This is a genomic window from Maledivibacter sp., assembly GCA_025210375.1.
Lineage (GTDB): Bacteria > Bacillota > Clostridia > Peptostreptococcales > Caminicellaceae > JAOASB01.
In genome coordinates, this window is sequence record JAOASB010000052.1 from 214,737 (window position 1) to 228,667 (window position 13,931).

15 protein-coding genes are annotated in these 13,931 nt (G+C 30.1%); all 15 read left to right on the forward strand.

From position 1 onward, the window contains the following. Window positions 1-14: 14 nt before the first annotated feature. On the forward strand, window positions 15-1,100 hold the full coding sequence (rfbB, locus tag N4A68_18625) for a dTDP-glucose 4,6-dehydratase (protein ID MCT4566314.1): 1,086 nt from the start codon (window positions 15-17) through the stop codon (window positions 1,098-1,100). Further along, a complete protein-coding gene (gene rfbA, locus N4A68_18630; protein ID MCT4566315.1) occupies window positions 1,097-1,957 on the forward strand; it encodes a glucose-1-phosphate thymidylyltransferase RfbA in 861 nt (286 codons plus the stop codon). Before rfbB ends, rfbA begins: the two co-directional genes overlap by 4 nt. 185 nt (window positions 1,958-2,142) lie before the next feature. Continuing rightward, the gene (locus N4A68_18635) at window positions 2,143-4,191 is read left to right on the forward strand and encodes a sulfatase-like hydrolase/transferase (GenBank protein MCT4566316.1); all 2,049 of its coding nucleotides are present in this window, start codon (window positions 2,143-2,145) and stop codon (window positions 4,189-4,191) included. A gap of 12 nt (window positions 4,192-4,203) precedes the next feature. Further along, window positions 4,204-4,719: an adenylyl-sulfate kinase gene (gene cysC / locus N4A68_18640; GenBank protein MCT4566317.1), complete on the forward strand. Its 516-nt coding sequence runs from the start codon at window positions 4,204-4,206 to the stop codon at window positions 4,717-4,719. Window positions 4,720-4,749: 30 nt separating this feature from the next. Beyond that, a complete protein-coding gene (locus tag N4A68_18645) occupies window positions 4,750-5,877 on the forward strand; it encodes a phosphonoacetaldehyde reductase (GenBank protein MCT4566318.1) in 1,128 nt (375 codons plus the stop codon). A 16-nt stretch (window positions 5,878-5,893) separates the two neighbouring features. Then, a complete protein-coding gene (aepX, locus tag N4A68_18650; protein MCT4566319.1) occupies window positions 5,894-7,192 on the forward strand; it encodes a phosphoenolpyruvate mutase in 1,299 nt (432 codons plus the stop codon). 1 nt (window position 7,193) lies between these two features. After that, the gene (aepY, locus tag N4A68_18655; GenBank protein ID MCT4566320.1) at window positions 7,194-8,330 is read left to right on the forward strand and encodes a phosphonopyruvate decarboxylase; all 1,137 of its coding nucleotides are present in this window, start codon (window positions 7,194-7,196) and stop codon (window positions 8,328-8,330) included. A 12-nt stretch (window positions 8,331-8,342) separates the two neighbouring features. Beyond that, window positions 8,343-9,074, forward strand: coding sequence for an NTP transferase domain-containing protein (locus tag N4A68_18660; protein ID MCT4566321.1), 732 nt, complete (start codon window positions 8,343-8,345; stop codon window positions 9,072-9,074). A gap of 72 nt (window positions 9,075-9,146) precedes the next feature. Then, window positions 9,147-9,533, forward strand: a complete 387-nt coding sequence (locus N4A68_18665) for a flagellar protein FlaG (protein MCT4566322.1) — start codon at window positions 9,147-9,149, stop codon at window positions 9,531-9,533. A 20-nt stretch (window positions 9,534-9,553) separates the two neighbouring features. After that, a complete protein-coding gene (gene fliD / locus N4A68_18670) occupies window positions 9,554-11,089 on the forward strand; it encodes a flagellar filament capping protein FliD (GenBank protein ID MCT4566323.1) in 1,536 nt (511 codons plus the stop codon). Between the two features lie 28 nt (window positions 11,090-11,117). Then, entirely contained in the window at window positions 11,118-11,495 is a 378-nt protein-coding gene (fliS, locus tag N4A68_18675; protein MCT4566324.1) for a flagellar export chaperone FliS, read from the forward strand. A gap of 2 nt (window positions 11,496-11,497) precedes the next feature. Then, the gene (gene flgN / locus N4A68_18680) at window positions 11,498-11,971 is read left to right on the forward strand and encodes a flagellar export chaperone FlgN (GenBank protein ID MCT4566325.1); all 474 of its coding nucleotides are present in this window, start codon (window positions 11,498-11,500) and stop codon (window positions 11,969-11,971) included. Window positions 11,972-11,997: 26 nt separating this feature from the next. Then, window positions 11,998-12,192 carry a putative motility protein gene (locus N4A68_18685; protein MCT4566326.1) on the forward strand — a complete coding sequence of 65 codons (195 nt, stop codon included), beginning with the start codon at window positions 11,998-12,000 and terminating at the stop codon, window positions 12,190-12,192. 68 nt (window positions 12,193-12,260) lie between these two features. Next, window positions 12,261-12,746, forward strand: coding sequence for a hypothetical protein (locus N4A68_18690; GenBank protein MCT4566327.1), 486 nt, complete (start codon window positions 12,261-12,263; stop codon window positions 12,744-12,746). 604 nt (window positions 12,747-13,350) lie between these two features. Beyond that, a complete protein-coding gene (raiA, locus tag N4A68_18695) occupies window positions 13,351-13,878 on the forward strand; it encodes a ribosome-associated translation inhibitor RaiA (GenBank protein ID MCT4566328.1) in 528 nt (175 codons plus the stop codon). The last annotated feature ends 53 nt before the right edge of the window (window positions 13,879-13,931 follow it).

The following is a 13,931-nucleotide window of genomic DNA, read 5'->3' on the forward strand; positions in this document are numbered from 1 at the left end:
GAGACAGTAAAATTATGAAAACTTATCTAGTAACAGGGGGCTATGGATTTATTGGCTCAAATTTCATAAGATATTTATTCAATAAGTATTTGGATATACGGATTATTAATATTGATAAGCTAACCTATGCTGGGAATGTGCAGAACCTGAGAGATATTCAAGATGTTAGTAATTATATATTTGTAAAAGGGGACATTTGTAACAGAAACATAGTAGAAAAAATTTTTAAGGAATATGATATAGACTACGTTGTAAATTTTGCTGCCGAAAGTCATGTAGATAGAAGTATAAAGAATTCAGATATATTTATTAGGACTAATGTCTTAGGAACACAAGTCTTACTAGATGTTGTAAAAAAATATTGGGAAAAAGAAAAAGGTTTTATTAAAGGAAGAAAATATGTACAAATATCTACAGATGAAGTATATGGTTCATTAGAAAGCGATGGCTATTTTACTGAAAGCACTCCCCTAAATCCTCGTAATCCTTATTCTGCTTGTAAAGCCAGTGCAGATATTTTAGTGAAATCCTATCATTATACTTATAAAATGCCTGTGATTATTACAAGGTGTAGTAATAATTATGGACCATATCAATTTCCTGAAAAGCTAATTCCACTGATAATTAATAATGCATTGCAAGGTAAAGATTTACCCATATATGGAGATGGAAAAAATATAAGAGATTGGATTTATGTAAAAGAACATTGCAAAGCTATAGATAAGATAATTCAAGCGGGTGTAGTTGGGCAAGTATATAATATAGGTGGACATAATGAAAAGACAAATATAGATGTAGTAAAAGTTATAGTTAGAGAATTGAAAAATCTATTGAATGACAACGATGAGAGAAAAAAACATATATCTGATAAGTTAATTAAGTTTGTTGAAGATAGAAAAGGACATGATAGAAGATACGCAATAGATCCAAATAAAGTGGAAAAAAATATTGGTTGGAAATCAGAAATTAAATTTGATGACGGAATTAAGAAGACAATTAAATGGTATTTAAATAATACAGAATGGCTTGAAGATATAATGTCAGGAGAATACAAAAAAATGAATGAAGAAATGTATATAAAAAAGGTGGGAGATAATTGAAAGGAATAATCTTAGCTGGTGGAAAAGGAACGAGACTATATCCTACTACTAAGGCAATTTCCAAGCATTTGATGCCAATATATGATAAACCCATGATTTATTATTCGCTATCTACCCTCATGTTGACAGGTATAAGGGAAATATTAATAATATCTACTCCAGAGGATGTAGATTCTTATAAAAAACTTTTAGGAGAGGGTAAGCATATCGGTTTAAATATTGAGTATGCCATTCAATATAAACCAAAAGGAATAGCGGAAGCCTTTGTTATTGGTGAAAGATTTATTGGAAAGGATAGTGTATGTCTTATTTTAGGAGATAACTTCTTTTATGGACAAGGATTTGTGAAAAAACTAGAAAGAGCAAAAAACTTTAAAATAGGAGCTACTATTTTTGGATATTATGTAAAAAATCCAAAGGATTTTGGTGTATTAGAATTTGATAGCAATGGTAATGTGTTATCAATAGAAGAAAAACCACAGAATCCAAAATCTAATTATGCTGTTCCAGGATTATATTTTTATGATAATAATGTAGTAGAAATAGCAAAAACTATAGAACCGTCTAAACGAGGTGAACTTGAAATTACATCCATAAATCAAGAGTATCTTAGAAGAAAGAAATTGAGATTTGAAATATTTGGAAGAGGAATGGCTTGGCTAGATACTGGAACAAGTAGAGGGTTGCTAGAGGCTTCAAACTTTGTTGAAGCTATCCAGAACAGACAAGGATTATATATTGCTTGTATTGAAGAAATAGCTTATAGGAATAAATATCTGAGTAGTACTCAATTGATGGAATTAGCAAACCAGTATAAGCAAACTGAATATAGCAATTATTTATTAAGCATTATATAATGGGAACTTATATATTAATGTGATTTGTACATTATATTTGAGAATGAAAAAATTAATTATCGATTCTACTACATTATCTTTTTTAACCAATATCAAATTGGTTATTTTTTTTGAAATTATTACCCCTTAAGGTTGATATAATTTATTCCGACAATATATATATATAAATGAATCAGGAGGTAAAAATGAAATTACAAAAAAGGATAGTTGAAAAAGTTAATGAACTCAAAACCCAGAAAGAAAATATAAAAGAATTAGTGAATAAAGGCGATTTAAAATCAGCTAAATTTAAATTAGAAAGGTATAAATGTGAGATATCTTATGATATTGATATATACTCCATAGAAGCAACAATTCTTATTTGTGAAGGAAAGCTATATGATGCTAAAAGCATACTTGAAAAAGGACTTAAGCTAAAACCCTTTAATTTTGACTTGAACTATAACTTAGCATATGTATATAGATTGGAAAGTAGTATACTTATAAGCTTAGATTATTACCTTAATGCAGTTAGATGTGCAAATAATTCACAAGAAAAAGATTTAATTATAGATGTCTTAAAGCAAATAACATGTGATTCTAATATAATAAACTCATTAGGTAAAGATTATATGTTATTTAAGGATAAACTTCATAAAATAATTAACTATAGGGCAGAGCATGATAACAGACATTTCCCTATAACAGAAAATAATGAATTATTGATATCTACGGCTATATTTAAAGATGAAAGAGGAGGATACTACAGTAATTATTATAGGAGTGAAGAACTATTAAATTATCCTACAAGTCTTTGGAAAATCTTTAAAAATGAAATTTTGTATGGCAAAAAAATTAGAAGAAAAGTAGAGTTAGAGATAAAAGAAAACTCTATTATACCCATATCCACAACGAGTTTCGATACAAAACTAAAGCTTAAGGTTAATGATGAGGAGTATAAGATTGAAAAGCTTATCCCCAATAGATTTAGCTATTTTTCCATAGATAAAAATTCTAAGGTGAGTATAAATTCAAATAAGACCTTTATTCTAGGGCAAAGTTTAAATAAAGAAGATAAAAATAAAATTAAATTGGTGCTTCCAATCTTTATTGATGGACTTAGTCAAAGTGTGATTGAAGGAAAAAACTTTAGAAAGCTTATGCCAAATACCTATGAGTTTTTTAAGGAGGGAACAAAATTCACCAATTATTATACAAATGGAGAATGGACACTTCCAGCGGTTGCGAATATTTTTACTGGCAAATATACCACAAATCATAAATTGTTTAATCCAAGAATTAATTATGATATAGGAAGAGAAACTCCTTTACTAAGTGAACAATTTAAAAACCAAGGATATTTTACATTTCAGGCATGTGGAGATTGGAGAAAAAGCCCACTTTATGGCTATGCTAAGGGCTTTAATAGAACAATATATCAGAGTGCAGCTTGGAGTAAAATGGGTTGTGAAGAGGTTATTTGTGAAGCAGTTGAACAACTTAGAGCTTTTAAAGATAGGAGTCATTTCATGTGGCTTAGTATTTTTGAACTTCATCATGCCTGTGATGATATATTTTATAAAATAAGTAGTCAGATTAATAATAGCTTATTTTCCAAAACAATAACCCATGATGAAAATAAATCTGTGGATAGAGGATTTGATGAAAGAAGAATAGAAAAGTATGTAAATGAGCTGCAAAGGGTAGATTTGTATTTAGGATTCTTATATGGATTTATAGAAAAAACATATAAGGATGATGAGATAATGGTTATGATTTTATCAGATCATGGACAAGGGTTTTTAGATAAAAATAAGGAGTTATTAAAAGAAAGTAGAATTAAAGTGCCATTTATGATAAAGGGTAGAAACATACCAGCTGGTTATTGTGATGAGATAATGGAATCAGTTGATGTTTATCCTACATTATTAAGGCTTTGTGATATTGAGTTCACTGAAGAATTAGATGGTAAACTACCAAAGTATTTTAAGGGTGAAGGGGAGAAAAAATTCTCATATACTGAAAGTATTTATCCCGAAAAGACCTATAAAGCTTCAATAAATGATAAGGAGCATAATTTTATGTTTGAATCAAAATACTTGGTAGATAATGACGGTAGATTTGATATATCAGATTGTTTCTTTAGATTGATAAGTAAAAAAACAGGTGAAACTGAAACCGAACTATATTTAGATAAAGTAGAAGAATATTTGGATATAATTTTTGAACATACAAAAGAATATATTAAAATTTAAATGGAGGACATTATGGACAAAGGGTACACCTTATACCTTACTGGCTTTAGCGGAGCTGGTAAGAGTACTTTAGCAGAAAAAACAGTTGAGTATCTTAAAAGCCAAGGAAAAGCAGTACAGCTTATTGATGGTGATATTATTAGAGGTAGTATAGGGAATATGTTTGGGTATACGAAAGAGGAGAGATTAAAGGCCAGCAGCATAGTTAGACTTTTATGTAAGCTTCTTAATGATAATGGAGTAATAACAGTAGCAGCTGTTATAGGAGCATATAAGGAAATGAGAGAAAATAACAGAGAACAGCTTGAAAATTATCATGAAATATATTTAGATTGTTCTATAGAAGAATGTATAAGAAGAGATGTGAAGGGGTTATACAAAAGAGCACTTAATGGAGATGAAAAGCATGTAATAGGAATCGATGAACCCTACGAAGTTCCCAAAAGACCTGGTTTGATAATAGATACAGAGAAGTTAAGTATTGAGGAATCAATGGAGATGATAAAAGAATTTGTGAATGGACTTTAAACAAATAAAAAAGTGAGGTATTTGAATATTATGGGTGAGATTTATTATAATCCTACTAAAATAATCATAGATAAAAGTTATGAGTGTTTAGATAAATTATTAAAAGAAAATAGTGAAAAAAGGATTTTAATCCTATGCAGTAATAATTTTCTCAAAAGAAATAAAATGTTTTCACATTTATTTAATCGGCAAAAAAATGTTTTAGTATATAATAATGTTCAAAATAACCCTGATATAAATTATATTTATGACGTTTTACAAGATTTAAATGATAAAAAAATAGAGTATATTATCGCAATAGGTGGAGGAAGCATTATAGATACTGGAAAGGCAGTAGCCACATTTAACCAGCTTGATATTAAAAACCAAGATGAATTACGGAAGTATATCATAGAAAAAAAATATTTAAGTAATAAATACTTTATACCAATAGCTGCAATTCCCACTACTGCTGGTACTGGCTCAGAAGTTACATCATGGGCAACGGTATGGGATATGGATAATGAAAAGAAATATTCTATAGCCTGTGATAAGCTATATCCTCAAAAAGCAATAATTGATCCCTCATTAACTACTACTTTGCCTATGAAATTGACTGCATCTACTGGATTGGATGCATTAACCCATGCTGTTGAAAGCTATTGGGCAAAGGCCAGTAATAGTATATCAAAAATGTATGCAACAAAGGCCATAGGATTAGTAATTGAAGCTTTACCTGATTTATTAGAGGAGTTAGGTAACAGTAGGTTAAGAGAAAAGATGATGTTAGCAAGCTTATATGCAGGACTTGCCTTCAGCAATACAAAGACTACAGCTTGTCACTCCATATCTTATCCATTAACTATGAAATACAATATTCCCCATGGTATAGCAGTCAGTATTACATTAGCAGAGGTTATGGAGCTAAATACTAGTCATATGCAGGGTTTTGATATATTAATCAATGCATTCAAGGTCAAAAATACAAAGGATGTCCAAAATTTTATAACTTCAATATGTAATAGGGCGGATATTAAATATAGATTGAGAGATTATGGAGTAGCTAGAGAAGATATTTTAGATATTGTTCATAGATCATATACAAAGGGAAGAATGGACAATAATCCTAGGGATTTAACAAAACAACAAATAGAAATAATGCTCACTAATTTGTTATAAGAAAGGAGAAAGCTTCATGAAAAAAGTATATATAGCTATGAGTGCAGATATAATTCACCATGGACATATGAATATTATAAAAGAAGCTAGGAAATTAGGTGATGTAGTTGTGGGTATTTTGACCGATGAAGTTATAGCAACCTATAAAAGATTTCCGCTTTTAGGATATGAACATAGAAAAGAAATAATATCCAATATATCAGGAGTATCTGAAGTAATCAAACAAGATACATTAGATTATACCAATAATTTATTAAAGGTTAAACCTGATTATGTAGTCCATGGAGATGAGTGGAAGGAAGGTCCTCAAAAACAAATTAGAGAAAAAGTTATAAAAACTTTAGAAAATTGGGGTGGAGAATTAATAGAGATACCATATACTGAAGGGGTTTCAGTATCAAATCTAGAAGAAAAATTAAGTGAAATAGGAACAATACCTCAAGTAAGAAGAGGAAAACTTAGAAAATTGCTAGCACTAAAATCTTTAGTGAGGATAATGGAGGCACATAATGGATTAACTGGTTTGATTGTAGAAAAGACAAAGGTTAATCAAAATGAGAAAATAAAAGCCTTTGATGGCATGTGGATAAGTAGTCTTTGTGACTCTACGGCTAAAGGCAAACCAGATATTGAGTTGGTAGATCTGACATCGAGACTTAATACTATAAATGAAATATTAGAAGTAACTACTAAGCCTATTATATTAGATGGTGATACGGGTGGGAAAATAGAACATTTTATATACACTGTAAGAACACTTGAAAGACTGGGTGTATCAGCAATAATTATCGAAGATAAAGTAGGATTAAAGAAAAATTCATTATTTGGAACCGATGTAAAACAAACACAGGATACCATAGAGAAATTCCAGTCTAAAATAAAAGCCGGGAAAAAGGCCCAGGTTACTGAAGAATTTATGATAATAGCAAGAATAGAAAGCCTAATATTGAAAGCAGGTCTTGAGGATGCCCTTAAAAGAGCAAAGGCATATATAGAAGCAGGAGCAGATGGTATAATGATACACAGCAAGGAGAAGAATCCAAAGGAAATACTTGAATTTTGTAATGAATATAAAAAACTAGAAAATAGAGTACCTCTAGTAGTAGTACCGTCAAGCTATAATACAATAACTGAAAGTGAACTTATAGAGGCAGGAGCAAATATTGTGATATATGCAAATCAATTGTTAAGAAGTGCATATCCTGCAATGGTAAAGACAGCAGAAACAATTTTAATTCATGAAAGAGCCTATGAAGTAGAAGAACTTACAATGCCTATTAAAAATATACTCACTTTAATACCAGGAGGCAAGTAAAATGATTAGTCCTAGTATATTTTTTGAGGAGCTTAATAAAAAGGATATTGATTTTTTTACAGGTGTACCTGATTCTCTATTAAAGGATTTCTGCGCCTATGTCAAGGATAATACTATAGCAGAAAAGAATATAATTGCTGCAAATGAAGGAAATGCGTTGGCAATAGCTTCCGGTCATTATTTAGCTACTTCAAAACCTGCACTTGTGTATATGCAGAATTCAGGACTTGGAAATATTATTAATCCATTAGCATCTTTGACAGATGAAAGTGTATATAGCATTCCCGCATTACTTGTAATAGGCTGGAGGGGAGAGCCAAATATAAAGGATGCACCACAGCATATAAAACAAGGAAAAGTCACATTGGATTTATTAGAAATAATGGGTATTAAATATTATGAAATAAATAAAAGTACTACTAATAAAGAAGTAAAATTGATACTAGGAAAAGCTATAGAAGATTTAAAATATCTAAATAAACCAGTTGCAATAGTAGTTTCTAAAGGAACCTTTGAAAAATATAGCTTAAAAGATAGTAGTAATACTACATATGATTTAAATAGAGAACAAGCTATAGAAATATTAATGAATAATATTGAAGAAGATTATGTAATAGTATCTACAACGGGTAAGACATCAAGGGAAGTGTTTGAGCTAAGGAATAAATACAATAAGGGACATGAGAAAGATTTTTTAACAATAGGTTCCATGGGACATGCCTCATCTATTGCATTAGGCATTGCAAAAAATAATAATGAGAAGAACGTGTATGTTTTGGATGGAGATGGAGCATTCTTAATGCATATGGGAGCTGTAAGCATCATTGGACAATCTAATCTCAAAAACTATAGACATATAGTAATAAACAATGGAGCCCACGAGTCGGTAGGTGGACAGCCTACTGTAGGGTATGACATAGATATTTGTAGTATTGCCAAAGGCTGTGGTTACGATAAAGCTTATACAGCAACTACAAAACAAGAATTAGAAAATTATATAAAAAAGATTAATGGCTACATGGGAACAGTATTATTAGAAATAAAAACTAAACAAGGATCGAGAGAAAATTTAGGAAGACCTACTATGACTCAAGTTGAAATTAAAGATGGGTTCATGAAAAATTTAGCTTGTAGATAAGGGGCATATTAGATGAAAGCAATTATTCTTAATTCAGGTGTGGGAAGAAGGATGGGTAATTTAACAAAAGATAAACCAAAATGCTTGATAAATATTTCTGAAAATGAAACTATATTGGCAAGACAATTAGATATATTGAGGAAGAATAACATAAAGGACATAATAATAACTACGGGGCCATTTGAAGAAAAGATTAAGAAGCATGTAGAGGAAAGGTTTCCAGATATCAATGTCACTTATATAAACAATAGGTTATATGATGGGACTAATTATATATATTCAATGGGGTTGATTGATGAACAACTGATAAATGAAGATATGCTGCTTTTACATGGTGATCTGGTTTTTGAAGAAGACGTAGTAAAAAAAATATTGAGAACAAAATATGATAATGCTGTACTGATAAATAAAGCTTCAGAATTACCTGAAAAGGATTTTAAGGGTAGAGTAATAGATAATGAAATAAAACATATATCAATAGATATTTTTCATGAGGATTGTTACTTTCTAATACCACTATATAAGTTTAAAAAAAATAGTTTTAAAAAATGGTTAGATGAAATAAGTATATACATAAATAAAGATAAAATAAATGTATATGCTGAAAATGCTTTGAATGAGCTGCTGGAATCAGAAACTATAAGCTTAAAGAGTGTTTACTTTGAAAAGCAACTATGCTTAGAAGTAGACAATCTAGAGGATTTGGATAAAGCAAAATCATTAATTCATATGAGAAAAAATTAAAGTGATTTAAACTTTTTAGCTATTTGACCGATATATATTATAGAATTATAATTAAAAATCGGGGGTATAAGTATGAGAATAGAAGGTGTAACAGGTTCTTTTTCTAGTGAATCATTAAGTAATAATGTTGATTCAAACAATGCATATACTGTACATAATGTTAATAAATCAGAGAACAGTGAAAATGCTCAGTTAAAAACAGGAGAACAAAACGACAATAGTAATATTAAATTATCAGAGAAATCCATTAAAGAAGCAATTGAAAGCACCAATAAGAAGCTTGAAGCAACAGATAGAAAATTTGAATTTAGCGTAAATGAAGAAACCAACGATATAATTGTAAAGGTTATAAACAAAGAAACCGATGAAGTAATAAGGGAAATACCATCTGAAAAGATACTTGATATGGTAGCAAAAATGATGGAATTAGCAGGAATATTTGTTGATGAAAGAAGATAACTAGGGGGGGATTAATATATATGAGTACTAATTTAAATAGGGTTACAGGGATGTATTCAGGATTTGATACAGATCAATTAGTAAAGGATCTAATAAAAGCTGAAAGTGTAAAAGTTGATAAAGTAAAGCAAAGTAAGATATATACGGAGTGGCAGCAGCAAGCCTATAGAGATATCATCAATGATATTAGGGCGTTTAAGGATGAATATTTTAGTGTTACAAAACCTGAAACCAACTTTAGGTCTACAGGTTCCTTCGTAGGATATGAATCAGAAATCGAGGATGAAGCCAATAAGAGATATGTAGATGTTATTGCTGGCTCAGCATCTGTTGAAGGAAATTATACAATAACAGATATAAGTCTAGCAAAGAGTGCTATTAAGGAAGGGAATAGTGCCGATATTAATAAAACTTTAGCGGAGTTAGGATATAGCTCTGGAGTTGAATTTACTATAGAAACAACTAATTCTAAGGGAGAAACTACGAGTAAAACTATAGCATGTGATAAGGATACAAAGCTCAAGGATGTTTTTTCAAAGGTTAATGGTGAAGATTTAGGTGTCAAAATGTATTATGATGAAATAAAAAATAAAGTCATCATAAAGACAGAAGAAACGGGTTCGGGATCAAAAATAAATCAAATTTCCGATAATCAGGGAGGATTAATGAATAGCTTAGGGCTAACGGTATCTAGTGATATAACTGGATCAGACGCAAGCGTTACTATTCAAGATGCAAGTGGGGCTAAAAAAACTGTAACCAGCTCTACCGATACAGTTACTGTAAATGGAATAGAATTAAAATTAAAGGAAAATGCATCTTCAGCAAATATAGATTTTAGTGTTTCATCCGACTCTAAAAAAATTATTGATAATATTAAGGATTTTGTTCAAAAATATAACTCTCTGATTTCAAAAATTAGTGGGAAAGTAAAGGAAAAGAAAAACCTTGATTATCCCCCTCTTACAGAAGAACAAAAAAAGGAGCTAAGTGATGATGAGGTTAAAAAGTGGGAAGAAAAGGCTAAAAGTGGATTATTAAAACGAGATACCGCTTTGAGTAGTTTCGTATCCAATTTAAGAAGTGTATTGTATGGCAAAGTGGATGGTATGCATATATTTGATATAGGGATTACCACTAGTCCAGATCGATCTAAGCCTGGACAGCTCGTTATAGATGAAGATAAACTCAAAGAAGCTGTTGAAAAAGACCCACAGAAGGTGGCAAATTTATTTGCAAAAGAAGATAAATTAGATGAAGACAATAGAGGAATAGCTAATAGAATATATGATTTAATAGAACAAAATATAGCCACTAAAACTGATTCTAATGGAAAGAAAGGAATCTTATTAGAAAAAGCTGGTATGGAAGGAGATAGAACTGAAAAAGATAACTATCTAAGCGATAAAATAGATGACTATAAAGATCTAATAAAGGAAATGCTAGAGGATTTAAGTGAGAAGGAAAACCACTATTATACCATGTTTGCGAAAATGGAAAAGGCATTGGCAAGAATGCAATCCCAGACCAGTTTTCTTGGTGGTATGGGTAGTTAATGTTGAGTGAAAGTTAGGAGGGAAAGCTTTGGTAAATAATCCTTATAATCAATATATGAAATCTTCTATTATGACTACTCCTCCTGAGGAATTGGCTATTATGCTTTATGAAGGAGCTATGAAGTTTCTAAAAAGGGCTATGATCTATTTAGAGGACAAGAATATAGAAAAGGTTAATGAAGCCATATTAAAGGTACAGGATATAACCATAGAATTTATGAGTAAAGTAGATACGGAATATGAAGTAGGTAAACAGCTTTTTTCTTTATATGAGTATATCTACAGAAGACTAATAGAAGCTAATATGAAAAAGGATCCAGAGATATTGAATGAAATATATGGTATGTATGAAGAATTAAGAGATACTTGGCAGGAAGCCATAAAAATTGCCAGAAGAGGTAAATAGATATGAGTCAAGCATTAAAGGAATTAGAGGATATCTCAGAATTATTGAAAGAAAAATTAAAAATTCTTAATGATATATATGATTTAACCTATGAACAAAATAAGCAAATAAAAGATAATGATATAGATGGATTTTTAAGAAATGTAGATAGAAGACAGATTAGAATGGATAGGATACATAATAATGATGAGAAGCTCAATAACCTAATCAATAATTTAAAAATAGGATATAATATATCTAATATAGAAGATTTAAATAATGATGAAGTACAATTGATAAATCAATTAAAGGAAGAAATAAAAGGTGTAGCAAATCAAGCATATGGTATAGATATAGAAAATAATACTATATTTAAGGAAAAATTAAAGGAAGTTAAGGAAAAAGCAGTTGGAGCTAAAAAGGGTAAAAAACTGACATCAAAATATTATCCCAAACAAACGCAGTTTCAAGGTTATTTTATTGATAACAAAAAATAAATTCATGATAGGAGGAGTAGATACCCATGAACATAAGTGCTTACCAAACTGAAAATCTACAAAGTGTCCAAAGCGCTTTAAGTATGGCTGCCATGGACATGGCAATGGGTCAAGATGCACAATCTATGACCGCAATGGTAGAAGACATGGAGCAGGTTTCTAAGGCTCTAGAAAGATCAGTAGCTCCTCATAAAGGCGGTAATATCGATATCATGTTGTAGGCTATAAAGCAAGTAGGGATACCTACTTGCTTTAAGCATATAAAGAACAAAATGGAATGGATGATAGTATGCCAATTAATAAAATTATTGATAAATTAATACAAATAAGCAAAAATAAACATAGATATGTGAGTATAACCTTAGGCATCCAAAAAAACCTTAGCATGTATATTGAGCAGGGTAGGACAGAAAATATTGCTAAACAAATAGAACTTAAGGATAAATATCTTTCTCGGGTTCAGAAAATGGATATGGATTTCTATGCTCTCTTTAGCGAATTAAAGCTTAGTCTTGGAGTAGATAGTATCGACAAGATAAACGGAAAAAAATATCCTCAGCTAAAGGAACTGAAAAAAATTGTTGGCGAAATTATAAAATTAAATGAAGAAATAGATATCATAGATAGTCAAAATACTAAAATCTTAACAAAAGATATGGGTGAAACCAGTAATAAACTTAGAGGAATAAAACAGGGAAGAAGGGCTGCAAATGCCTATAAAGCTCAAAAAAATATTGTAAAATCATTATCTCAACATAGGAAGAAATCACAATAAATATAAATTAAACTCTTATTACCCCAGCTTAGTTGGGGTTTAATTTTTATTAAATTAATGGGGATTATAGTTAAATCATTTTTCTTTTTTCTTCAACATTTTCAGTTCAATTCTGCATAATTATTATCCAAAAATTTTTCATCTTTCAACAAAAATTTTAAAATATAGCTTGTACACAAAAAGTTAACACATTATTAACAGTCCAATATGGGGAAAATACACTTATCAACAGAACTATCCACATTATCCACAGAAAACTAAAAAACTATCCACAAACATGTGGAAAAATATATTTGTCTAATAAAATTGTAGACAAAGGAATAAAACTTTAAAATCTGTAAATTCAGATAAAAAAAAGAATAATAATTGTGTTTTAGAGAGATTTATATGGGTAAAATATAAAATATAGACAAGCTTTTAATATCTTTAAATTCTTGGATAAGATATAATTAACAAAACAATTGAATATCATATAAATATATATTCTGTATTCCAATTTTATTCTATAGATAACTCAAACCCAATTTACTAAACATTGAAGATAACCATTTAGGAGTTGAAGTTTAACTCTGTTAAACATATATTTTGGAAGGAGCTGAAGCTAATGAGAGTAAAAGTAAGTGGAAGGAATTTGGAGGTTACAGATGCATTAAGGGATTCAATAATTGCTAAACTAGAGAGGTTTGGAAAATATTTTAAGGATGACATTGAAGCCAAGGCTACCTTAAGTGTTGAAAAGAATAGACAAATTATTGAGATAACAGTGCCTATAAATGGGACTATATTGAGAGCAGAAGAAGCTACAATAGATATGTATACATCTATTGATAAAGCTATTGATAAACTATATAAACAGATGGAGAGGCATAAAACTAGGCTACAAAGAAGGTATTATGGACATGATACTATTAGATTTGAACATATACCGGATACAGCAAGAAATGAAGAGGAACAAAACATCGTTAAAACCAAGAGATTTGCCATTAAACCTATGGATCCTCAGGAGGCAGTACTGCAAATGGATTTACTAGGCCACAGTTTCTTTGTATTTACTAATGGGGAAACCGATGAAGTAAATGTTGTATATAAAAGAAAAGATGGAAACTATGGTTTAATCGAGCCATATATTTAGAAAATTTTAGGCAGCGATATCGCTGCCTTTTAAATTTTTTGGAAATTTATAAA